This is a genomic window from Microvirga sp. (assembly GCF_014699075.1).
GTDB lineage: Bacteria > Pseudomonadota > Alphaproteobacteria > Rhizobiales > Beijerinckiaceae > Microvirga.
In genome coordinates, this window is sequence record NZ_JACXAB010000034.1 from 1 (window position 1) to 23,681 (window position 23,681).

At 62.3% G+C, this 23,681-nt stretch carries 19 protein-coding genes and 2 pseudogenes; 12 read left to right on the forward strand and 9 right to left on the reverse strand.

What is annotated here, in order from left to right:
- Window positions 1-269 precede the first annotated feature (269 nt).
- On the reverse strand, window positions 270-1,298 hold the full coding sequence (locus IC232_RS24590; RefSeq protein ID WP_190847594.1) for an IS110 family transposase: 1,029 nt from the start codon (window positions 1,296-1,298) through the stop codon (window positions 270-272).
- Between the two features lie 216 nt (window positions 1,299-1,514).
- Between IC232_RS24590 and IC232_RS24595 the strand changes: the two are divergent.
- Window positions 1,515-2,054: pseudogene (locus tag IC232_RS24595) on the forward strand (transposase); the annotation flags it as partial.
- Window positions 2,055-2,109: 55 nt separating this feature from the next.
- A pseudogene (locus IC232_RS24600) lies at window positions 2,110-2,811 on the forward strand (IS6 family transposase).
- 421 nt (window positions 2,812-3,232) lie between these two features.
- Here IC232_RS24600 and IC232_RS24605 read toward each other — a convergent pair.
- The 5 genes from IC232_RS24605 to IC232_RS24625 form a co-directional block, all read right to left on the reverse strand.
- Window positions 3,233-4,120, reverse strand: coding sequence for an NAD(P)-dependent oxidoreductase (locus IC232_RS24605; protein ID WP_210335492.1), 888 nt, complete (start codon window positions 4,118-4,120; stop codon window positions 3,233-3,235).
- A 61-nt stretch (window positions 4,121-4,181) separates the two neighbouring features.
- The gene (locus tag IC232_RS24610) at window positions 4,182-5,696 is read right to left on the reverse strand and encodes a tripartite tricarboxylate transporter permease (RefSeq protein WP_190847596.1); all 1,515 of its coding nucleotides are present in this window, start codon (window positions 5,694-5,696) and stop codon (window positions 4,182-4,184) included.
- A 25-nt stretch (window positions 5,697-5,721) separates the two neighbouring features.
- Window positions 5,722-6,201, reverse strand: coding sequence for a tripartite tricarboxylate transporter TctB family protein (locus tag IC232_RS24615; protein WP_246812387.1), 480 nt, complete (start codon window positions 6,199-6,201; stop codon window positions 5,722-5,724).
- 80 nt (window positions 6,202-6,281) lie between these two features.
- Window positions 6,282-7,277, reverse strand: a complete 996-nt coding sequence (locus tag IC232_RS24620) for a Bug family tripartite tricarboxylate transporter substrate binding protein (RefSeq protein WP_190847598.1) — start codon at window positions 7,275-7,277, stop codon at window positions 6,282-6,284.
- Window positions 7,278-7,334: 57 nt separating this feature from the next.
- Window positions 7,335-8,354 (reverse strand): 4-hydroxythreonine-4-phosphate dehydrogenase PdxA, encoded by a 1,020-nt coding sequence (locus IC232_RS24625; protein ID WP_190847632.1) that lies wholly within the window; start codon window positions 8,352-8,354, stop codon window positions 7,335-7,337.
- A 216-nt stretch (window positions 8,355-8,570) separates the two neighbouring features.
- Here IC232_RS24625 and IC232_RS24630 point away from each other — a divergent pair, with 216 nt between their 5' ends.
- The 6 genes from IC232_RS24630 to IC232_RS24655 all read left to right on the forward strand — a co-directional run bounded on the left by IC232_RS24630 (window position 8,571) and on the right by IC232_RS24655 (window position 14,573).
- On the forward strand, window positions 8,571-9,260 hold the full coding sequence (locus IC232_RS24630; RefSeq protein WP_190847599.1) for a GntR family transcriptional regulator: 690 nt from the start codon (window positions 8,571-8,573) through the stop codon (window positions 9,258-9,260).
- A 55-nt stretch (window positions 9,261-9,315) separates the two neighbouring features.
- Complete coding sequence (gene otnC, locus IC232_RS24635; RefSeq protein ID WP_190847600.1) at window positions 9,316-10,035, forward strand: 3-oxo-tetronate 4-phosphate decarboxylase; 720 nt, start codon at window positions 9,316-9,318, stop codon at window positions 10,033-10,035.
- Window positions 10,036-10,039: 4 nt separating this feature from the next.
- Entirely contained in the window at window positions 10,040-10,849 is an 810-nt protein-coding gene (locus tag IC232_RS24640; RefSeq protein WP_190847601.1) for a hydroxypyruvate isomerase family protein, read from the forward strand.
- The gene (gene otnK / locus IC232_RS24645; RefSeq protein ID WP_190847602.1) at window positions 10,846-12,111 is read left to right on the forward strand and encodes a 3-oxo-tetronate kinase; all 1,266 of its coding nucleotides are present in this window, start codon (window positions 10,846-10,848) and stop codon (window positions 12,109-12,111) included. Before IC232_RS24640 ends, otnK begins: the two co-directional genes overlap by 4 nt.
- Before the next feature lie 79 nt (window positions 12,112-12,190).
- Entirely contained in the window at window positions 12,191-13,585 is a 1,395-nt protein-coding gene (locus IC232_RS24650; RefSeq protein WP_190847603.1) for an NAD(P)H-dependent oxidoreductase, read from the forward strand.
- 25 nt (window positions 13,586-13,610) lie between these two features.
- Entirely contained in the window at window positions 13,611-14,573 is a 963-nt protein-coding gene (locus IC232_RS24655; protein WP_190847604.1) for a bile acid:sodium symporter family protein, read from the forward strand.
- 651 nt (window positions 14,574-15,224) lie between these two features.
- Here the strand turns inward: IC232_RS24655 and tkt are convergent.
- From tkt to IC232_RS24670, 3 genes are read right to left on the reverse strand one after another with little or no spacing between them, the layout of a single operon-like run.
- Complete coding sequence (gene tkt / locus IC232_RS24660) at window positions 15,225-17,219, reverse strand: transketolase (RefSeq protein ID WP_190847605.1); 1,995 nt, start codon at window positions 17,217-17,219, stop codon at window positions 15,225-15,227.
- A gap of 38 nt (window positions 17,220-17,257) precedes the next feature.
- Complete coding sequence (locus tag IC232_RS24665; RefSeq protein ID WP_190847606.1) at window positions 17,258-18,565, reverse strand: glycerate kinase; 1,308 nt, start codon at window positions 18,563-18,565, stop codon at window positions 17,258-17,260.
- The gene (locus IC232_RS24670; protein ID WP_190847607.1) at window positions 18,565-19,542 is read right to left on the reverse strand and encodes a D-2-hydroxyacid dehydrogenase; all 978 of its coding nucleotides are present in this window, start codon (window positions 19,540-19,542) and stop codon (window positions 18,565-18,567) included. Before IC232_RS24670 ends, IC232_RS24665 begins: the two co-directional genes overlap by 1 nt.
- A 179-nt stretch (window positions 19,543-19,721) precedes the next feature.
- Here IC232_RS24670 and IC232_RS24675 point away from each other — a divergent pair, with 179 nt between their 5' ends.
- The 4 genes from IC232_RS24675 (at window position 19,722) to IC232_RS24690 (ending at window position 23,625) form a co-directional block, all read left to right on the forward strand.
- A complete protein-coding gene (locus IC232_RS24675; protein ID WP_190847608.1) occupies window positions 19,722-20,618 on the forward strand; it encodes a LysR substrate-binding domain-containing protein in 897 nt (298 codons plus the stop codon).
- A 283-nt stretch (window positions 20,619-20,901) separates the two neighbouring features.
- Window positions 20,902-21,651 carry an SDR family NAD(P)-dependent oxidoreductase gene (locus tag IC232_RS24680; RefSeq protein WP_190847609.1) on the forward strand — a complete coding sequence of 250 codons (750 nt, stop codon included), beginning with the start codon at window positions 20,902-20,904 and terminating at the stop codon, window positions 21,649-21,651.
- 49 nt (window positions 21,652-21,700) lie between these two features.
- Entirely contained in the window at window positions 21,701-22,576 is an 876-nt protein-coding gene (locus IC232_RS24685; protein ID WP_190847610.1) for a transketolase, read from the forward strand.
- Window positions 22,573-23,625: a transketolase family protein gene (locus IC232_RS24690; RefSeq protein ID WP_190847611.1), complete on the forward strand. Its 1,053-nt coding sequence runs from the start codon at window positions 22,573-22,575 to the stop codon at window positions 23,623-23,625. Before IC232_RS24685 ends, IC232_RS24690 begins: the two co-directional genes overlap by 4 nt.
- The last annotated feature ends 56 nt before the right edge of the window (window positions 23,626-23,681 follow it).

Here is a 23,681-nt window from a genome sequence, read left to right on the forward strand (position 1 = left end):
CAGGCCGGACATATGACCGCAAGCGATCCGATCAAAACACTGTCCAACACCCTTGCGAGGCGGGGGCCGTCCACATAAGTCATGTGTACGGCCTGTTGGTGCGGCCCATCTGACCGCTGGCCCTGATGAAATCCGCAGATCAGGCTCCTGACAAGTTGACGAGCTCGAAGCTCTGACAGTACCTCGGGTTTGCCTGATCCCGGCTCGACCGGTTTGCATCACGCCATCATCACCCTTTCCAAACTCAAGATCTCAGCCCGGGCCAGTGCTCAAGCAGCAGGCACGGGAGCCCGGTAGACTTCTCCCTTCGCCAACACCGCCCATGCGATGCGGGCTGTCTTGTTGGCCAAGGCCACTGACGCAAGCCGGGCTGGCTTCCTGGCCAGCAGGCTGTTGATCCAAGCTGTATCCGCCGCGGTCTTTGTGCGCGCATAACGGATCACTGCGGTGGCGCCGACCACCAGCAGTGTACGCAAGTAGCCATCACCCATCTTGGAGATGCGCCCCAGCCGCTCCTTACCACCGGATGAGTTCGGCCGCGGGGTCAGTCCCAGCCAGGCGGCAAACTCCCGACCACAGCGGAATTGGGATGGATCTGTCACGGTAGCTGCAAGAGCTGTGGCGGTGATGAAGCCCACGCCCGGGATTGTTTCGAGCCTCCGGCTCTCCTGGCTCTGCCGGTGCCAAGCCAGCAACTCTGCCTCGAGAGCTCGGATCCGCGGCTGCAGATCGACAAGTTGGTCCACCAGCGGTGCCAGAGCGCGGCGGGCCAGGGGCGGCAATACGGCATCGGCGCTGTCGTCGGTCATGAGCTTGATCAGCTCGCGGACGCGGTTGATCCCTTGAGCGACGACGATGCCAAGTTCGGCCAAGTGCCCACGCAAGGCATTGACCAGCATGGTACGTTGGCGGATCAGCAGAGCCCGCATGCGGTGGAGCATCAGCACGCTCTGCTGCTCGGCCGACTTGACCGGCACGAAGCGCATGCTCGGACGTGTGACCGCCTCGCAGATCGCCTCCGCGTCAGCCGCATCGGTCTTGCCGCGTTTGACATAAGCTTTGACGTAAGCCGGCGGCATCAGCCTGACCGTGCAGCCGAGCTTGATCAACTCCCGGGCCCAGTGGTGGGAGGTCGCGCAGGCCTCCATGCCGATCAAGCAAGGGCTCAGGCCCGCAAAGAACGATAGCACCTCGGATCGGCGCAGGCGTTTGCGAATGGCAACCTTGCCCGTCTCGTCAACGGCGTGAACCTGGAAGATGTGTTTGGCCAGATCCAGCCCGATCGTGGTTATCTGCATAGCGGACGCTCCCTCCCTTTGTGGCCCTCTCAATGACGACCAGCCTTTGGCACTTTGATGCCGGTGAGCAGGGAGCGTCCACATGGGGTAATCGCGGGAGCGAGTCGCCCCACACAAACCAGTCACGCTCATGGAAGCCGGTGGCTGTTTCCCGATAAGATGGAGAACGGGCCTCACGACGGGAAGCCGGGCCCAGGCATCGAATGGAGAACAGCCATGGACGACTATATCGGGCTCGACGTGTCGATGAAAGAGACGGCGGTGTCGATCCGCCGGGGCGGCAAGCGCGTCTGGCGCGGCAAGTGCCCTTCCGATCCCAAGCTGATTGCTGACTTGATCCGCAAACGTGCCCCGTCTGCGAAGCGGGTGATCTTCGAGACCGGCCCCTTGTCGGTGTGGTTCTATCATGCGCTGAGCGCCGAGGGGCTTCCGGCCATCTGCATCGATGCACGCCATGCCAAAGCCGCACTCGACATGGCAGCGAACAAAACCGACGTGAATGATGCCGATGGCTTGGCCCATCTGGCGGAAGTCGGGTTCTTCCGTGAGGTGCGGGTGAAAGGCTTCGACAGCATGCTGACCCGCACGCTCGTGGCGGCCCGCACCCGGCTGGTGCGGATCTGCACCGAGCTCTCCAACCAGATCCGAGGCCTCATGAAGACCTTTGGCCTGATCGTTCCCGCCGGCAAGGGCAGCACCTTCGAGAAGATTGTCCGCAGCCTTCTGGTCGACCAGGACGGGCTTTCTGCCATCGTATCGGGTGATGTCACATTAACCCGACTATGAGAGCGGGCCGCGTAGACGGTCCGCCATGACCAATCCCGTCAGCTACAAGCGCCACCGCTTCCCACCCGAGATCATCGCCCACGCGGTGTGGCTCTATTTCAGGTTCCCATTGAGCCTGCGGCTCGTCGAGGAAATGCTGCTTGAGCGTGGTATCGTTGTCTCTTACGAGACCGTCCGTCGCTGGGCTTTGAAGTTCGGGCCGCCCTATGCGCGCCGCCTCAGGCGCAAGACGCCAAGCCCCCGCGACATCTGGCATTTGGATGAGGTTGTGATCACCATCGCTGGCAAGAAGCACTGGCTCTGGCGAGCAGTTGATCAGGACGGCTATGTGCTTAATGAGATCGTCCAGACGCGCCGCAACACTAAGAGCGCCAAGCGTTTGCTGAAGCGTCTGTTGAAGAAGCAGGGCTCCTCGCCGCGGCGGATGATCACTGACAAGTTGGGATCCTATGCTGCCGCTCGGCGTTAGATCATGCCGAGGATCGAGCATCGCTCGCATAAGGGGCTGAATAACCGGGCGGAGAATTCGCATCTGCCGCTGCGCCGGCGGGAGCGGATGATGCAGGGCTTTCGATCACCGGGAAGCCTGCAGAGGTTCACCTCGATCTTCTCTGCCGTCAGAAACCTGTTCGTCCCACCCCGCTCCCGCCGCTCCGCTCTCGCCACCCATCTCCACCGCCTCAACGCCATAGCGGAATGGAAAGCTGTAACCAATGTCGCTTCATGAGCCGGAGAGATGGCCGAATTGGCCTCAATGCGCCTGATATTGGTTAACGTGACAAGGTCCGGGCTAAGAGGGTCTCTTTCGGGTCAACCTTTCACCTTCCGATCGCCCAACGAACGTCGGCTCATGCCTGCCGAAGCAGACCAAGCGATTACGTCTCAGGAGTGCCATAAGCTGACCAATCGCCGTGCTTAGCCTCGCACCAAGTAGACGCTACTCGCCCTTCACAGCCTTCGCGCCGTGGATACTTTGAATGCTAGCGATGTTCTGCACGAGACCTAAGTCTATAGTCCCATCGGCAATCCGACTCCTCCACTGATCGCTTAAAGAGCCGACGTTGCGCGGCTATGAAGTGCAAGTATTTCGAATGGCACTTCCGCTCGCCGAGGCTTGATGAACTGCTGGGACTAAGCCACACGATTGTTTAGACTTCGATGGCATTTCGGCGTTCCAGCTCTGTAAGGAGTCCGCTGTGATCGAGATCGCCCGCATTCTCGATGAGACCCCGGAATAGGTCCGCCGTCAGCGCGGTGTAAGGCAGAGCATCAAGCTCGATCCGCTCCGCAGCGTCCAGAGCATTGTCGAGATCCTTGAGATGCGTGACCGAGCGGCCTTTCGTGACAAAATCACGCTCTACCATGCGCTGACCGTGAAGTTCGAGAATGCGGCTTTCGGCAAATCCCCCACGAAGAGCCTCACGCACCTTGGCCGGATCGGCGCCGCCCCGCTGGGCCAGCAGAAGTGCCTCGGCAACGGCTCCGATGGTCACGCCGACGATGATCTGGTTAGCCAGTTTCGCGAGTTGCCCTGCTCCGTGCGGTCCCACATGAACAGGTCTGCCCATGAACTTCAGGATCGGCTCGACACGGCTGAAGATCTCGGCCTCGCCGCCAGCCATGATAGCCAATGTCCCCTGCTCTGCTCCAAGTGTGCCACCGGAAACAGGCGCATCGATATGATGGACGCCCCGCTCCTTCAGATGCTTCGCATGCTCCTGTGCCTCGGCGGGCTTAATGGAACTCATATCAACCACGATGGTCCCTGGCCGCAGGGTCCCTGCCACGCCTTGTGAGAAGAGCACATCCGTGACGATCTTGCCATTCTCCAGCATGAGGATCACAACGTCAGCGTTGCTCACGGCCTCGGACGCGGCATCCACCACGCGAGCACCAGAAGCCGCAAGAGCCTCAGCTTTCTCGCGTGACCGGTTCCAAGCGGTCAGCGGATAGCCGGCGTCGAGCAATCGTTTTGCCTGGCGCGAGCCCATGAGCCCGATGCCAAGGAACGCTACACTGGCAGAGATGGATGCCATCATCGAAAACTCCTTCAAGGTGGCCCGCCCGGATATTGAGCGGACCATTTGAACATCGGACTCAGGCGACCGCGGATGAGGCCTTCGGCTTCATCAGGCGGCCGAGCGCGCTGCTCAGCAACGGTCCGAAGGCAAGAGCCAATCCGATCAGCATCAGCGTCGTGACGAGACCGTTCGACCAAAAGATCGAGAGCGATCCTCGGGACATGATCATGGATTGGCGGAAAGCATCCTCTGCCTTATCGCCGAGCACCATCGCTAGAACGAGCGGCGCAATCGGATAATCCAGCTTCTTAAACAGATATCCCACAACACCGAAGGCCAGGGCCAGCCAAAGATCGAACGGACGGCCAGCGACCGTGTAGGCGCCGATGAAGCACACGACGACGATCACGGGTCCGATTATGGCGAAAGGAATACGCAGGATCGAGGCGAAGAGCGGAATGGTGGCAAGCACCATGAGAACCGCCACGATGTTGCCGAGATACATGCTGGCAATCAGACCCCAGACGAAATCCGGCCGCTCGACGAACAGCATTGGTCCCGGATTGAGGCCCCAGATCATCAGGCCGCCCATCATCACGGCTGCCGTTGCAGAACCGGGCACACCGAGGGCGAGCATGGGAAGGATCGCGCTGCTTCCGGCAGCGTGGTCCGCCGTCTCCGGAGCCACGACGCCCTCCGGCTCACCCTGTCCGAAACCCTCCTTACGGCGGGAGAGGCGCTTGGCCAGACCATAGCTCATGAACGAAGCGGCCGTCGGCCCACCCGGGGTGACGCCCATCCAGCACCCCACAGCGGCGCTGCGGAGGAGCGTCACCCAGTAGCGCGGCAGGGTTGCGATGGTCTTGAAGACATCACGGATCTTGACCCGCGCCCGGATACCGTCGAAGCGCAGCCCCTCCTCCATCGTGAGCATGAGCTCGCCGATGCCGAACAGGCCGATGACCGCAATGAGGAAGCTGATGCCGGACAGAAGCTCGTTGAATCCGTAGGTGAGGCGCAGGCCGCCTGAGACCGTGTCCATGCCGACCGCCGCGAAAGCAAATCCGAGGCCCATGGATACGACAGTTTTGAACGGAGATGCGGCGCCAAGTCCGATGAAGCTAGCGAAGGCCAGGAAATAGACGGCGAAGTATTCCGGCGAGCTGAAGCGAAGGGCGAATTTCGCCACCCATGTCGACAGCACGGTGATTAGGATCACGCCCACCAGAGCGCCGAAGCCGGCCGACAGGAATGCGAGGGTCAACGCCTGCGTCGCCTGCCCTTGCCGGGCCATGGGATAACCATCGAACGTTGTAGCAACGGATGACGGTTCGCCTGGAATGTTGAAGAGGATCGAGGTTGTCGATCCGCCGAAGAGCGCTCCCCAATACATGCTGGTGAGCAGGATGATTGCAGCGACCGGATCCATGGTGAAGGTCAGCGGCAGCAGCAGCGAGACGCCATTGGGAGCCCCGAGGCCCGGCAGAACGCCGACGAGAATTCCCAGAAGCACTCCAATCATCATTAGCATGACGTGGTAGGTTGTCAGCGCGACGCCAAAGCCATGAAGGAGTGATGCGAAATTTTCCACGACCTGTCTCCGTCAGGATTTGAGCCTAGTAGAGGCCCAGAGCAGCTTCGAGCGGCCCCTTCAGGAGAGGAACCTGGAAGGCGACTTCGAGCGCGAAATAAAAGATGATAGCCGCAGCAATGCCTGAGGCGACGGATATGACGAGCCGGTATTTGCCCTGCACCCACATAACGACAGCGAGATAGAGCGCCGTCGCAACATACAGGCCGAGGAGCCGCGCCACCACCACGAAGGCCAGCATCGGCAGGAAGAACGATGCCACACGCTTGGCCTCCTCCTTATGAAGGAAGACCGATTGCAATCCGTGTCGGCCGACGGTCGCTTGGATCAAAGTCCCGAGGCTGGTGGCCACGACCAGCAGGCCGATATAGAACGGAAAAGCTCCTGGCTCTGGTCCTGCATCACCCCAGCCGATTCCGAATTCGAGAGCGCCGACCACAGCAGCAAGTCCCAGGCCTGCAGTCAGGGTCGCAGTTCCGATCTCAGCCGTATAACGAGAAATCATGGTGTCCATCCCGGTCTGATGAGCAGCGCATGGAAAAGAGGCTGACGGAGGAAAATCCGTCAGCCCTGGGTTCGCGCCAGTTAGCGGGCGATCCAGCCTTCCTGTTCGAAGACCTTGCGGTTCTTGGCGTCGTCGGAGGCGATGAAGGTCTTCAGGTCCTGCCCGGCCAGAAAGCGGTCAGTCTGGGACGTGCGCTCGATGTACTCCTTCCACTCGGGCGTCTCGCTCACCTTCTTGAGGATATCGGCATAGAACGTGACTGCGTCAGCAGGAACGCCACCCGGCAGCCATACGGTGCGAGGCATCTGGAACTGGTCGATCGGGATGCCGGCTTCCTTGCAGGTCGGGATGTCCGACCAGCCCATGGTGGCCGTCACCTTGACGCCACCCTGCAGGCGCGTCGGGCTGAACACGCAGAGCGGGGTGATCGCTCCAGCTTTCCACTGACCCGCATTCTCGTTCGGGTTGTTAGTATTCGAGTCGATGTGGCCGCCGGCAAGCTGCACACCGGCTGCACCGCCGCCCTGGAAGGGAACGTAAATGAACTTGGCGCCCGTGGCATCCTGGATCAGGCTGGTGAGGGTCTGATCCGTATCCTTGGACTGACTGCCACCCATCTTGAACGTGTCGGGCTTTGCCTTGACCGCTTCGATATAGCTCTTGGCGTCCTTGTAAGGCGCGTCCGCCTTGACCCACAGCAGGAACTCGTCGAGGGCCATCGCCGCCACTGGGGTCAACTCATCTGGCTTATAGGCGAGCTTCGCCACATAAGGCAGGAGATAGGCGTTGTTCGTGCCGAAGGTGAGCTTATGGCTGTCGCCGGTCGCAACCTTCGTGTAGATGAAGCCTTCCGCGCCGCTTCCACCGCCTTTGTTGGTCACGACGATGGGCTGTTCCATCAGCTTGTGCTTGGCAATGATCGACTGCACGATGCGGGCGAAGTTGTCCGTGCCCCCGCCAGGGGCCGACGTAACGATGAACTCAACGGGTTTCGCTGGCTTCCAGTCCGCCTGCGCTACGCCGCCGAGTGTCATCGTGACGGCAGTAGCGATCAACCATGAAGTCTTCTTAAGCATCGTTCTTCCTCCCTGTGATGTTTCCAACCGATGGCGTCGGTTCTTGGAACTGGCATTTTAAGAATTGACAGCCGACAACTTGGGCTGCTCGACCTCGGAGCGGCGGGCGCGCACCTCGGTCCCCATGCGGATGGCAAGCGACAGCGCCTCACGGCTGGCCCCAAGATTGGCTATGCCGCGCCCGGCGATCTCATAGGCGGTGCCATGAGCCGGGGTGCAGATCGGGAATTCGAAGCCGCCGATCAATGTAATACCACGATCAAAGCCCATCAGCTTCATCGCGATCTGCCCTTGATCATGGTACATGGTGAGAACCGCATCGAAGTCCCCGTTCTTGGCCCGCAGGAAGACAGTATCCGACGGAAACGGCCCTTCGACGGTGAAGCCCTGCGCCTGCGCCTGACGGACGGCCGGTTCGATGACGTCGATTTCCTCCGTGCCGAAATTGCCGCCGTCACCTGCGTGCGGATTCAGACCTGCGACTGCGATGCGCGGCGGATTGAAACCCGCGGCGCGCATGCACTGATCCGCCAGCGTGAGTGACCGCAGGATCGCCTTCTCCGAAATGGCGGAAGCGACCTGTGACAGCGGAATGTGCGAGGTGACGCGGGCATTCCAGGTCTTTCCCAGAACATTGAATTCGCTTGCCGCCACCGACGTCTTGAGCACATCGCGTACAAAGCGGATCTCGTCGTCGTATCCCTCATAGGCCAAACGCATGGCCTTCTTGTTGAAGGGCGTGAAGAACACCGCGTCCGCGCAACCAGATTGGGCCAGCAGCAGGGCGCTCCGGAAGTTCTCGGTTGCGAAAACGCCGCCTTCGAGCGTGGCCGTGGCGTGAACGACCTGATCCGGACTGAGGTTCTTGAGATCGATGAAGGCTGGGCGGGTCGAGTGCGCCGGGATCGCGCCCTCCGACGCAACGATGTCTACATCAACCCCAACGCCTGCGACTTTGGCGCCCTGCTCCAGAATGCGTAGATCGCCAAAAATCACGAGATCGGCGCTGGAACGGAACTCATCGGCCGCGATGAGCTTGGCAGCCAGCTCAGGGCTGATGCCTGCCGGATCGCCCATGGCGAATGCGACAGTCGGCTTTGCTGACGGGATCGATGGCGATTGAGCGCTCACGGCAACCTCTTCTCGGAATGACGTAAGGACGTTAACAGTCCTAAATTTCGTACACAAGTATGCTGCATACAGAATTTTGTTTGCGGCGATTCAGGAAAAGGTTGTATAGGAGGAACAAACCGCGTCAGGCTTTGTGAAAGACGGCAAAGAACGGAATGAGCCATGGCATCTGAGGCAACAGCCCTGCTGATCGACGATTTTGATTCGCGCGGTCCCATCGCCCGCCCGACGCTTCACGACGCCATCGTGGCCCGGGTGCGTGACATGATCATTGAAGGTGAGCTTACTCCGGGGACCCGGCTCCACGAGGGAAACCTCGGCAAAATGCTGGGCGTTTCCCGAACACCGCTACGGGAAGCTCTCAAGTTTCTCGTCAGCGAAGGGTTGCTGGAACTGTCACCCGGTCGGGGTGCTGTGGTCCGCCAATTCTCCGCGAAGGACGTCCATGACAGCCTGATCGTGCTCGGCAATCTTGAAGGCCTTGCAGGACGACTGGCCTGCGAGCACGCCTCGGACGCTGAAATCCGCGAGGTCCGGCAGCTGCATGACCGCATGATGGACATGTACGAGAGACGTGACCGCCTGCCCTATTTCAAGCTGAACCAGAGCATCCACTCGGCCATTCTCCGCCTTTCCAAGAACGAGGCGCTGGTCTCGGTGCATAACGTTCTGCAGGCTCGCCTGAAGCGTATTCGCTACATCGGCAATGAGGGACCTGAAAAATGGGCCGGCGCAGTTGCCGATCACGAAGAGATGATCGATGCCCTGGAAGCACGCGATGCCGACCAGCTGTCGAAGATCCTGACCGCCCATATGGAAAAAACCTGGGAGCGTGTCAGCAACGCGATCTGACCGCCGCGTCCATTCAGTTTGCCCTTCCAGCACCAGAACTTTCAAAGGCCTCGACATGAACGATGAGAGCCGGCTTCGCGAGACGATATGCCTTTTCGGGCGCTCTCTCTTCGAACGTGGTCTGACCGCCGGGTCCTCCGGCAACATCTCGGTTCGCATGAACGACGGAGGTTGGTTGACGACACCGACCAACAGCTCGCTCGGTTTTCTCGACCCGGCCCGTCTGAGCAAGCTCGATGCGGATGGCCGTCTTGTCTCAGGTGATGCGCCGACAAAGGAGCTGTCTCTGCACACCGCTCTCTATGCGACTCGCAGGGATGCAGGCGCGATCGTTCATCTGCACTCCACCCATTCGGTTGCCGTCTCGATGCTGCCCGATATTGATCCTGACAATGCACTGCCGCCCATGACGGCCTACTATGTCATGAGGGTCGGGCGCACCGCTCTCGTCCCCTACTATCGGCCAGGGGATGCCGCCGTTGCGGATGCGATCCGTGGTCTCGCAGGACAATACAGCGCCGTGCTTCTGGCCAATCACGGCCCGGTGGTCGCCGGGAAGGATCTGGAGGCTGCGGTTTATGCCACTGAGGAACTCGAAGAGACCGCGAAACTGCATCTTCTCCTTCACGGCCTCAACCCTCGCCTGCTGACCCGTGCACAGGTGAGGGATCTGGTGACTCATTTCAACTTGGATGAGGCGATTGCGGACGAGTCATCCAGAAGCTCTCAGGAATGCTGCTCCGCGCCTCATCACAATTCCCATAAGTGCGGATGAACCGATGCCCCGTTTTTCGGCCAATCTTGGCTTTCTGTTCACTGAGGTTTCTGAAATCGAACGGGTTGCGGCCGCAGCCGCAGCAGGTTTCGAAGCCGTCGAAATGCACTGGCCTTATCAGGTACCGGCGGTCGAGATGCGCAGCGCCCTGAGCCGTAGTCAGATCACCATGCTCGGGTTGAACACCCCGGTCGGAAATGCCACAGCGGGCGATTTCGGGCTTGGAGCTTTGCCAGGCCGCGAAAGCGAGTTTCAGCAGGCTCTCGATCAGGCTATCTCCTACGGGCACGCTATCGGCGCAACGGCAGTTCACTGCATGTCCGGATTAGTCACCGGCAATGCCGCCTCGGCCGCCGAGCGCACTTTCGTTGCGAACCTGAAGCTTGCCGCTGACACGGCCGCCCGGGCCGACATGACGGTTCTGATCGAACCGATCAACCATCGGGACAAGCCTGGATACTTTCTTCACACCGTCGAGCAAGCCGCGTCGGTCATTGATCAGGTCGGCCGCGGGAACGTGAAGATTATGTTCGACTGCTATCATACCCAGATCATGCAAGGCGATCTGACGCGGCGGCTCAAGCACTTCTTGGATCTGATCGGTCATGTGCAGATCGCCGCAGTCCCGAGCCGGGCCGAGCCGGATGAAGGCGAGATCGACTATCGCGATATCTGCAGATCCCTTGATCGGCTGGGATATAACGGCTGGATCGGCGCCGAGTACAAGCCCCGTGGGCGGACGGAAGAAGGTCTCGGCTGGCTTTCAGTCTGGACACAGGACCAATCCTCCGACAACAGGGGAGCCATGGTATGAGGCTCGGGTGCATCGCCGATGATCTGACAGGGGCAACCGACCTTGCTCTCATGCTGGCCCGCGAAGGGCTCCGGATCATCCAGACCATTGGCATCCCGCGAGCGGATCTCGACCTATCCGGTGCGGACGCCGTCGTCGTAGCCCTGAAATCCAGGACGCTTCCCGCGCAAGACGCCATTGCGCAGTCTTTGGCCGCGGCGAAATCTCTCAGAATGGGCGGAGCGCGGCATCTGTTCTTTAAGTACTGCTCGACCTTCGACTCCACAGACGAGGGTAATATCGGGCCGGTCACGGACGCGCTCCTTGCCTTTACGGAAAGCGACTTCACCCTTGCTTGCCCGGCCTTTCCGGCCAACGGCCGTACAGTCTACAAGGGCCACCTCTTCGTGAACGGCGTACCACTGCACGAAAGCAGCATGAAGGATCATCCGCTCACTCCTATGCGGGATTCCAACCTCGTGCGCGTTCTGGAACGGCAGACGAAGCTCCCGGTTGGTTTGGTTTCCTATGAGGATGTGGAAGCCGGGCCAGACGCCATTCGCCTCGCTTTCGAGCGCGAAAAGGCGGCAGGCCATCGGATCGTTATCGTCGATGCGTTGAGCGATCCGCACCTTCGCGCCATCGGCCTCGCTGCCGCCGACCTTCCTCTCATGACCGGCGGGTCGGGTGTCGCCATGGGCTTGCCTGCGGCCTATCGGCAGAGCGAGGATCTGACAGCACCCTCGTCCTCGACAGGCTTCGGGGCCCCCGCCGGCCGCAGTATCATCCTTGCCGGATCGTGCTCCAGCGCGACGAGGGAGCAAGTCAAAACGGCCCTCGATGCAGGACTTCCCGCTCTCCGGCTCGATGCCCTGGACCTCGCCTCCGGAATCATGACCGCACCGATGGCTCTCGACTGGCTGAAGTCGCAGCCGGGAAACGGGCCAGCTCTGATCTACTCCACGGCGAATCCTGACGAAGTTCAGGCCGTTCAAAGCAGGCTCGGACGGATGAACGCGGGCGAGATCGTTGAAAACACCCTTGCTGAAATTGCGAAAGCGCTTCCGGCGCTCGGCTTCACCCGCCTCATCGTCGCCGGGGGCGAAACCTCCGGCGCGGTCGTGAATGCTCTCGATATCGATGCGCTTGCAATCGGGCCTGAGATCGATCCAGGCGTCCCCTGGACCCGCTCACTGGCAGGGAACGACCTCGCACTTGCACTCAAGTCAGGCAATTTCGGAACTCCGGACTTCTTCCTGAAGGCCTGGAAGATGCTTCGCTAGGGCTGAGGCTCGCAGGAACTAAACATTCAGCGGCACAACAAACCGGTGGCGGGCGCTGCCGGAAGGGGAGAGATGCGCAATGAACTATCACGATTATTACGCGACGGCGGATCGCCCCGTGGAGACCTGCGTCATAGGCACCGGCGGTTTCGGCCAGAGTTTCCTTGCCCAGGCTCAACGCGTCCCCCTATTGAATGCGCGCATTGCCGTTGATCTCACAGTTGAGAGTGCAGCAGCAGGGTTGAGGGCTGCCGGCATCGATTCCCGCAAGATCCAAGTGTGTGAGTCGGCTCGCGATGCAAAGACAGCATGGGAGCGCGGTGATTACATCGCAACCAATGATCTCGCATGCGTTTCCGACCTACCCTTTGACGTGGCGGTCGAAGCGACCGGTCAGCCCCAGGCAGCAGCCCGCCACGCCTTGATCGCAGTCGAGACCGAAAAGCACCTTGCACTCGTGACGAAGGAACTCGACAGCGTCGTTGGGCCTGGCCTCAAGGCAATGGCCGCCGAACGCGGCCGCGTCGTCACGACGGTTGACGGCGACCAACCAAGCCTCCTCATCGGCCTTGCCACTTGGGCCGAGGTCATGGGCTTTCATCTGGTCGCCGCCGGCAAGTCCAGCGAATACGATTTCGTCTTCGATCCCTCCTCTGGCCGCCTCGCCAGCAACGAAGGCTCTGCGGAGAATGTGGGCCTGGAACATCATTGGACTCTTGGCGACCGGGAGGTCGGCGAGATCCTGGCGGCCCGAGACAAAGCCATTGCGGGTTTCCCGCAAAGGGCCGTGCCGGACCTGTGCGAACTCATGGTGGTTGCCAACGCCACCGGTCTGCAGCCCGACCGTCTAGATCTTCACGCGCCACTCGCACGCATCAATGAGGTCCCGACTATCTTCTCACATCGTGCTGATGGCGGCATCCTCACGGGCGACCGGCGGCTCGATGTGTTCCACTGCCTGCGCAAGCCCGATGAAATCAGCTTCGCGGGCGGCGTCTTCGTCGTCATTCGCTGCGACGATGCGAAGAGCTGGGACATGCTGGCTCAGAAGGGGCATATTGTCAGCCGGACAGGAGCAAACGCCATGGTGTTCCTGCCACGGCATCTGCTCGGGCTCGAAGCCGCCACAAGCGTTCTCGACGCGGCGATCCATCAAACGTCGGGCTACGGATCTGATTACCAGCCGCGTTACGACCTCATCGCCGTGGCGACCGAGGACCTGCCGGCAGGGCGGGTTCTCTCGATGGGAGGCCATCATCACACGATTTCCGGGGTGACCGCCGAGTTCCGGCCCGCGTCGCCTCTCACAATGATCGCCCCTGCCCCGTTCTACCTTGCTGCCGATTGCCGACTGGCGAACTCGATCCCCAAGGGGCAGGAAATCCGGATGAGTGATCTTGAACTGCAGGAGGCATCAGCCCTGATGAAGCTCCGCCGGGGACAGGACGCACGGTTCTTCAGCCATCGACTCTAAGAGACGCATCCGGAGCTCATATTCGATGGCCTTTCGCTCCCTACTGTATCCCGACCGCTTTACCCTTGCCCTCGTGGCGACAGCCATCGCCGCGACGGCTCTGCCCGCGACCGGTGCAGCGGCTCCTATCCTCAAGATGGTCATCGTCGGCTCCATCGCACTCCTGTTCTTTCTCCAGGGAGCCCGTCTTTCAAGGCAGGCGATCATTCAGGGAGCCATCCACTGGCGCCTTCACCTGATGGTGTTCGCCGCCACCTTCATCCTGTTCCCGATTCTCGGTCTGCTCACGCAGACCTATCTGCAATCGTATCTCGCACCGGGCATTGGATTGGGAATTCTCTACCTCTGCCTTCTTCCCTCCACCATCCAATCCTCCATCACGTTTACATCGATTGCGGGAGGAAACGTCGCCGCGGCCGTGTGCAGCGCATCGGCCTCTAATGTTCTGGGCGTGGTCCTCACCCCGCTTCTCATGGGGCTGTTCATGCAGACGCAGGGCGGCGTTTCCGTGAGTGCCATCGGCCAAATCGTCGTGCAGATCCTCGTCCCGTTCGTTGCCGGGCACCTGATGCGACCCTGGATCGGTCAATGGCTGGAGCGTCGCCGTACACTGACTGTGGTCGTCGATCGCGGGGCGATCCTCCTGGTCGTGTATTATGCCTTCGGCGAAGCAGCCATCAATCACCTTTGGACCCAGTTGGAGCCGGGAGATCTCTTCCTGCTTGTGCTCTTCAACTGCTGCCTTCTGGCCGCCGTTCTCATCATAACGACCATGGCCAGCCGGCTCATCGGGTTCAGTAAACGGGATGAAATCGCTCTTGTCTTCTGCGGCTCCAAGAAGAGCCTTGGCAGCGGCGTGCCCATCGCTAGCATTCTCTTCCCCGCAAGCATGATCGGAGCCATCATTCTCCCGCTGATGCTCTTCCACCAAATCCAACTCTTGGTATGTGCAGTTTTGGCACGATCCTATGCAGAGCGGAATGCTTGAAGGTTCTTCGCACAAACGATCAGTTTAGCGGCGGCAACCTTCGCTAAGCTGCTTTCGTCAGAGGTCTGTAATGGGTCAGGCAGAGACTCTCGCCTGCCTTTCAGGAACGTCCGCTGTTCCTGCCAGAATCCGACCTATGGCCTACTTCCGAGATGTGCCATTAAGAGACGTTCCGGGCTCACGGTTGCAATTCCGCGAAGGATTCTCCGAGGGTCTTCTATAGCGCGGCAAACGGCGTGCCAGGTTCCGAGGAAGACGCTCGGGTTTTGATCCGCTCCGCGACCATGACTTGCAGGCGCCAGAAGATTTCTGTCGGGAAGGGTTCCGCCTTGGCAGCAGCCGTGTCATGGCCTCGGTGCATGGCTGGGGACCATGAATCCCGTTGATCTGCGACGGTGACATAATACATTGGTCTTATCGCAGTGCATAGGAAACAGGCCAAGCAAGATGTTAGTCGCCATCCTCAGAAGCGTTGGACGTGAGATTTGGACCACCCTGGTCCGTACGGGCGAGCGTCGCGCAGCCCGCGCCATGGCAAACTCCAAGGGCGGCACCTACCAGTACTGAAGACGTCGCTCACCCGATCCGAGCCCGTCCGTTCGACGGGCTCATGATTTTGGTTGACGGCACTGGGGGCTGATGCGCCGAGGCTCAGGACGACCTGCTCTTGAGCCGTTTCCTGACTTCCTCAACGACCTTGCCCGGCGTGATGCCGAAGTGCTCGTACAGATCAGTCTCGGCTCCCGATGCGCCGAAGCCGCTCATCCCGATGAACCCTCCGTCCTCGCCGATGTAGCGGTCCCATCCCAGGCGGACGGCCGCCTCTACCGCCACGCGTACGGTTCCCCTGCCGAGAACCTCCTTGCGGTACTCCGCGTCCTGAGCCTCGAACAGCTCCCACGAGGGCATCGACACCGCCGCCGTCGGGACCCCTTCCGACTCCAGTTGCCTGCGCGCCTCGACCGCGATGCCGACCTCGGATCCGGTCGCGAGCAGCGTCACCTGCCTGGGCCCGTTCCCGGCTTCCAGCAGCACGTAAGCGCCACGGCGTGATCGGTTCTCCCCTGAGCCGTCGGTGCGCACTGGCTCCAGGGGCTGGCGGGCGAAGATGAGGGATGACGGCCCGGCCCTGTTGGCAAGCGCGATCTCCCAGCACTCCGCCGCCTCCACGGCATCGGCCGGGCGAAGGACGAGCATGTTGGGGATGGCCCTCAGCGACGCCAGGTATTCCACAGGTTGATGCGTCGGCCCGTTGCGGCCGATGCCGATGGAGTCGTGACTGAACACGAACGGAACCGGCAGGCCCATCATGGCAGCGAGCCGAAGCGTCGGGCGCATGTAGTCGGAGAACACGAGGTAGGTCACTCCGACGGGCACGATTCCGCCATGGGCCGCCATGCCGTTCTGCATCGCGCCCATGGCATGCTCGCGGATGCCATAGTGGACGTAGCGTCCGCCGTGGTCCGATGCCGTGAACGGTGCGAGCGCCCGCTTGTGCTTCGTCGCGCCCTCCAGGTCGGGCGCGCCCGAGATCAGTTCTGGGATGGCATCCGTCAAAAGGTCCACGATGTCGCCGGACAGCTTGATGCCGAACTCCGCCGACGGCTCCCGGGCGGCCCGCTCGCGGAGCGCCCGCAACGGTTCGTCCCAGCCGTCCGGCAGGCGTCCTTCCCGGAGTCGATCGAGGAGGCGACGCTTCTCGGAGGGCAACGCATCGACGCGGCTTTGCCACGCTTCGTACTCCGGCAGGCTCCGCCGACCGGCCTCGCGCCAGGCCTGCAACGTCTCCTCTGGGATCTCAAACGGCGCATGCGGCCAGCCGAGGTATTGGCGGGCCGCATCGGCCCCTTCCCTGAAGATGCGTGCACTGTGCGCCGCGCGTGTCCCCTCGACCTGGGGCAACCCGCGGCCGATGACCGTCCTGCATTGGATCATTGATGGGCGCGGATCTTTCTTGGCGAGGAGGATCGCCGCCGACACGGCATCGATGTCGTGACCGTCGACCTCCTGGACATGCCATCCGCTCAGCCGGAAGCGCGCGGCCATGTCATCGCTCAGGGCCAGGTCGATCACCCCGTCGTCTGTCATCCGGTTGTCGTCCCAGAGGAAGATAAGCCTTCCAAGCCCCAGGTGGCCGGTCAGCGAGATGACCTCCTGCCCCACGCCTTCCTGGAGGCAGCCGTCTCCGACGAAGGCATAGGTGTAATGATCGACGATATCCCGTCCGAGCCATTCGCGCAGGAACGCCTCGGCAAGCGCCATTCCGGCCGCGTTGGCGATGCCCTGGCCCAGGGGGCCCGTCGTGACCTCAATCCCGCAGCTCGGGTCGAACTCCGGATGGCCCTCGCAGTGGGATCCGAGCTCGCGGAAGCGCTTGATGTCGTCGAGGGTGATCTTCTCGTAGCCGCTCAGGTGCAGGAGGGAATACAGCAGCATCGATCCGTGGCCGTTCGACTGGACGACGCGGTCGCGGTCGAACCACAAGGGGTCCTTCGGATTGAACTTGAGGTGACGCGTGAACAGGGCCGTCGCCGTATCGGCCGCGCCCAGTGGGGTTCCCGGATGCCCCTCTCCCACCCGCTCGATGGCGTCGATCGAGAGAAAGCGGATGGCATTCGCCATGGTGCGTGGATCGGTCATGTTCATGATGTTGGTTCCTCCAAGCTAGGCTCCCCGGGGAGCTCTTATCGATTCAGTCCGTTCGAGGGCGGGGTTGGTCCGGCATCGGTGTCGGCCGCGATGAGGACGGCCCGGAAGTCATTCACGTTGGTGAGCGTCGGCCCCGTGACGACCGTGTCGCCGAGCGCCTCAAAGAAGCTATGCCCGTCGTTTGCGGTCAGGCTGTCATGCGGGTTCATTCCCATGGCCCATGCACGTCTCAGGCTGTCGGGCCCCCAATAGGCCCCCGCCACGTTTTCCGATCCGTCGACACCATCGGTATCACCCGCCAGGGCATGGATGCCGGGAGCGCCCTCCAGGCCCAGGCCCAGCGACAGCAGGAACTCGACATTGCGTCCGCCTCGTCCGTGTCTCCAAACCGTGACCGTCGTCTCGCCACCGGACAGCAGGACGCACGGTGTGGCGAAGGGCTGCCCCTTGCCCGCAACCTGACGGGCAAGCGCGGCCATGACCTTTCCGACGTCTCTGGCTTCGCCCTCGATCGCATCGCCGAGGATGTAGGCAGGAAGTCCATGCTCCGCTGCGACCGAAGCCGCTGCCTCGAGCGCCATCTGAGGGGTTGCGATCATCCTGACCTCGGTGCGATCGAGACGTTCGTCGTTCGGCTTGATCGACTCGCCGCGCCCGCTGGTCAGGGCTTCCATGACCGCCGGTGCCGCCTCGATCCCGTAACGGTCCAGGATCGCGATGGCATCCTCGCAGGTGGTGGGGTCCAGCACCGTAGGTCCCGAGGCGATGTTGATCGGATCGTCTCCCGGGACGTCCGAAATCAGGAGCGTCACCACCCTGGCTGGATGGCATGCCGCGCCCAACCGACCGCCCTTGATGGCGGAGAGGTGCCGGCGCACGCAGTTCATCTCGCCGATGGTCGCCCCGCTCCTCAGCAGGGCCTTGTTGAGGGACTGCTTGTCCTCGAGCGTGATGCCAGACAGGGGCAGGGGCAGAAGCGCGGAGCCCCCGCCCGAGATCAGGCACACCACGAGATCGTCGGCCGTGAGCCCCTGAACCCGCTCGAGGATGCGGCGGGCGGCGGTCTCGCCCGCGGCGTCGGGTACGGGGTGGCTCGCCTCGACGACCTCAATACGGGTCGTTGGAACGCCGTGCCCGTAACGGGTCACGACCAGGCCCTCCAGCGGGCCGGGCCATGCCTCCTCGAATGCATGCGCCATGGACGCCGAGGCCTTGCCGCAGCCGACGACGATAGTGCGGCCCTTCGGCGGATCGGGCAGGAACGGCCTGACCCGCTGGGCCGGGTCCGCGGATGCCACGGCCGCTGCGAAGAGGGCATGCAGGACGCTGCGGGGATCGCTCATCACGCGGCGACGCAGTTCCGGGGCGAGCCGGACCGGAACGCCTCGACGTTGTCGATGAGCTGGTCCGCCAGCGTCTGGATCGCCTCCTGGCTCGCCCAGGCGACATGCGGTGTCAGGATGAAGTTCGGTCGGGCAGCAAGCTTCATCAAAGGATGGTCGGCAGGTGGCGGCTCGCTCGTGACCACATCGAAGGCTGCCCCGCCGATCCGTCCGCTGTCCAGCGCCTCGGCCAACGCTTCCTCTTCCACCAGTCCGCCCCGCGCAGTGTTGATGAGCAGCGGGCGACGCTCCATCATGGCGAACTCCCGGTGCGAGATCATGTTCTGGGTCGATGGCATCAGCGGGCAGTGGAGCGTGATGATGTCACTGGTGCGGATGACCTCGTCGAAGGGGGTGTACAGCGGCCCCATCCCTTCCGTGCCCTTGTAGGTGGAAAAGAGAGTGCGCATGCCCAGCGCCCGCCCGATCTCCGCCACCGCCCGGCCCAGGACGCCGTCCCCCATGATCCCGAGCGTCGACCCCGCGAGATCACGGATCGGATAATCGAAGAAGCAGAACTGCTGCGCTTCCTGCCAGCGGCCCCGGATGACCGCCTCCCGGTACGCGACGATGCTGCGCCTGAGGGCGAAGATCAGGGCGAAGGTGTGCTCCGGAACAGTATTGATCGCGTAGTTGCGGATGTTGGAGACGATGATCCCACGCTCGGCGCACGCCTTGAGATCGACGATGTTCGTCCCGGTGGCGGCCACGGCTATAAAACGGAGCTTCGGGGCCCCGAAGATGGCTTCCCGGTCGAGCGGCGCCTTGTTCGTGATGACAATCTCGGCATCCCGGATGCGCTCGGCGACCTCATCCGGCGCGGTCCGCGGATGGACCGCCAGGGAATGGGGAAAGGCCATCTCCCTCAGACGGGTCTCAGGCGAGAGCGTGTCCCGGTCGAGAAACACGACATGGGGGTTATCCTGAGGATGTGGCATCATCTTCTCCCTGCCATTTTATGGTTTTGCTGCTCGCGATCGATGGGGAGACCGGGGCGGCACCCGTCGGACCTTGCCCGCGCCGCCGTTCTGCGACGGTGGAAATCCATCCCGGGGCGCGTCGAAAGGCAAATGAATTCTTTACAAGGAACCGTGAATGCGGCTCATGTTAGCGTGCTATGTCCTTGAAAGTGCCCCTATCTTCGCTGCGCGTGTTCGAGGCTGCCGCTCGGCGGCGGTCGTTCCAGGCTGCCGCCACGGAGCTGGGACTGACACCCAGCGCGGTGAGCCACGCCATCCGCAAGATGGAGGAGGCGCTCGGCGTCGTGCTGTTCGAGCGGGATGGCCGCGGGGTGCGCCCGAGCCCCGAGGGCGAGGCCCTGATGGGTCACACCGAACGGGCCTTTGAGGAACTGCGCCACGGGCTCGAGATGGTGTCCACGCGGGCCCCTCACCTGCTGCGTCTCCACTGCGCCCCGAGCTTCGCCACCCAGTGGCTCAGTCCGCGTCTTGCACGCTTCCTCTCCGAGAACTCCAAGATCGAGGTCCGGCTCTCGGCGGATACCAACTACACGCGCTTCGAGAATGACGAGTTCGACGCCGACATCATCTATGGCGTACCGCGGCAGGAAGGCCTCGTGGTCCTGCCCCTGGGCGAGGAAACGGTCACGCCGCTCTGCGCGCCCCAGTTGGCCGAGACCATCGCGTCCCCTGAGGACCTGCTCCAGTATCAACTGATCCAGAGCGACAACAAGCAGGTGCGTTGGCCCGCCTGGTTCGCCTTGAATGGCACGAACCTCCCGTCGTCCCTGCGCGGATCACGGTTCGACCGCAGCTTCCTGGCCATCGCGGCGGCAGCGGACGGGCTGGGCATCGCCCTGGAGTCCACACTCCTGGCCGAACGGGAGATCGTAAGCGGACGCCTCGTGGCGCCGCTCGCAAGCAAGACCAAGGACATCCGCTACGTCGGCCACTACCTGGCATTCCCGAAGCCGTCCAGGCAACGAGCCCCGATCCAGGTCTTCGCGCAGTGGCTCGCGCATGAACTGGGCATCGAACTCGTCCCCCTGCCTTGAGCGCTGGGACATCACCAATGATGAGCCAGATTCAAGATTTATTGCAAATAACTCGTTTGTTGGCTCATTGAGCAGCGTGGTACGACTGCCTCAACAAATAAGAATGTCTGGAGGAAGCGCGTGCCTGGAAAGGTTGGAACAGCCGGATAGAATATTGCTCCCCCTTGGAAGCGGGAGTGCGTGCAGCACCGTGTAGGGGTTGCTGCGACATCCGGGTTACCACACAGGCTACCGCCCTCCCATTGTCATTCCGCTCGATCCGGAGCGCCCTGGAGGAGGCCCAATGTTACTCGCCGATAAAGTCTGCATCATCACCGGAGCCGCTTCCCAGCGCGGGATCGGTCGCGCGACGGCACGTCTCTTCAGCCAGCACGGCGGGCGCGTCGTGATCGTCGATCTCGATGACGGCCAGGCGAAGGCCGCCGCCGCCGATCTCGGCGAGGGGCATCTCGGCTTCGCCTGCGACGTCACGGACAAGCAGTCCTGTCTGGACGCCGCTGAGCGGGTTGTCGGCGAACTCGGCCGGATCGACGTGCTGGTCAACAACGCCGGCATCACGCAGCCGCTCAAGATCATGGACATTGGGCCCGACAACTACGACGCTGTCCTGGATGTCAACCTGCGCGGCACGCTCTACATGAGCCAGGCCGTCATCCCGCAGATGCGCGAGCAGCACTCTGGCTCCATCGTGTGCATGTCGTCGGTGTCAGCGCAGCGCGGCGGCGGCATCTTCGGCGGTCCCCACTACAGCGCGGCGAAGGGCGGCGTGCTCGGCCTGGCCAAGGCCATGGCGCGCGAACTCGGCCCCGATATCGTCCGGGTGAATTCGATCACGCCCGGCCTCATCCAGACCGACATCACGGGCGGCAAGCTGACCGACGAGCTCAAGGTGGAGATCGCCAAGGGCATTCCGCTCGGCCGTCTCGGCGTCGCCGACGACGTGGCCAACGCCTGCCTGTTCCTTGCATCTGACCTGTCGTCCTACATCACCGGCGCCGTGATCGACGTTAACGGCGGCATGCTGATCCACTAATCGGTGCCTGGGCGCCACCGGATTGCGCCCACCAACCCTGGAGAGATCGATGACCACGAGCACCGGCGACGCTGGGCGGCAGGCGTCAAAGCCTCCCCTGTCCAACCTATCCCTTGCGGACCGCGCCTATCATATCCGCCGCCATGCCCTTCGCATGGGCGAGGTGCAGGGCCAGGGCTACATCGCGCAGGCCCTCGGCATCGCCGACGTCCTGGCTGTGTCCTACTTCCACGCGATGAACTATCGGCCCGAGGACCCCGAATGGGAGGAGCGTGACCGCTTCCTGCTCTCAATCGGCCATTACGCCATTGCCCTTTACGCAGCCTTGATCGAGGCCGGAATCATTCCGGAGGACGAGCTCGAGAGCTACGGTTCCGACGACAGCCGCCTGCCCATGTCGGGTATGGCCGCCTACACGCCGGGCATGGAGATCACCGGTGGATCTTTGGGCCATGGCCTCGGCCTTGCCGTCGGGTTCTGTCTTGGCCTGAAGCGCAAGCAATCGAAGTCCTTTGTCTACTGCCTGTTCTCCGACGGCGAACTGGGCGAAGGCTCCGTCTGGGAAGCCGCCTGGTCGGCCAGCCACTGGAAGCTCGACAACCTGATCGGCATCGTCGACGTCAACAACCAGCAGGCCGACGGCCCGGCCTCCGAGGTGACCGGCTTCGAGCCGCTCGCGGCCCGCTTCGAGGCGTTCGGCTGGCATGTGCAACGCGTCGACGGCAACGACATCGATGCTCTCGTCGAGGCCTTCGATGCGGCCCGCAATTCCACCGAACCGAAGCCGCGCATCGTGATTTGCGACACCAAAATGGCTAAGGGCGTCCCGTTCCTCGAGGAGCGCGAGCGCAACCACTTCCTGCGGGTCGAGCCACAGGAATGGCAGAAGGCCCTCGAACTGCTCGATGCCGGGAGGATATCATGAGGCGCTCAAAGTACACACGCCCGGCCTGGCTCGGAGAGCAGGGCGAAGGCGGGCAGGGAACCGCGGACAAGCCGCGGCTCACCACCTCGGCGATGATCGCCTCGCTCGCAGGTGCCGACCAGCGCACGAATCCCGCTCCCTTCGGCAACGCCCTCGCGAAGCTTGCCGAGACCCGGCCCGAGATCGTCGGTCTGACGGCGGACCTGGCGAAGTACACAGACCTGCACGTCTTCGCGAAGGCCCATCCCGACCGCTTCTACCAGATGGGCATGGCGGAGCAGCTCCTGATCAGTGCCGCCGCCGGGATGGCGCGTGAGGGCTTCATGCCGTTCGCGACGACTTACGCGGTGTTCGCGGCACGGCGGGCCTATGACTTCATCTGCATGGCGATCGCCGAGGAAAACCTCAACGTGAAGATCGTGTGCGCCCTGCCGGGCCTGACGACGGGCTACGGACCGAGCCATCAGGCGACGGAGGACATCGCGATCTTTCGGGGCATGCCCAACATCACCATTGTCGACCCCTGCGACGCGCACGAGATCGAGCAGGTGGTACCAGCCATCGCGGCGCATCAGGGCCCCGTCTACATGCGCCTTCTGCGCGGAAACGTGCCTCTCGTACTCGACGAGTACGGTTACACGTTCGAGCTTGGGAAGGCCAAGATGCTGCGTGACGGCAACGACGTGCTGATCATCTCCTCGGGCCTGATGACCATGCGGGCACTCGAAGCGGCCAAGGCTCTTGGCGATGACAACGTCGACGTCGCGGTGCTGCACGTGCCCACGATCAAGCCGCTCGACGAGGCCACGATCCTGAAGGAGGCATCGCGGACTGGACGCATGGTGGTTGTCGCGGAGAACCACACGATCGTCGGCGGATTGGGCGAGGCCGTTGCCGGCCTCCTCATGCGCTCGGGCGTGTTCCCGACCGCTTTCCGCCAGGTTGCCTTGCCCGACGAATTTCTCGATGCTGGCGCCCTGCCGACACTCCATGATCGTTACGGCATCTCCACCAAGGCCATGACGGACAGCATCAAGGGCTGGCTTTGAGCAAGACGTAGCTGACCAGCCTGATTCCTCACAACGACCAAAAAGCCCGGCCAACG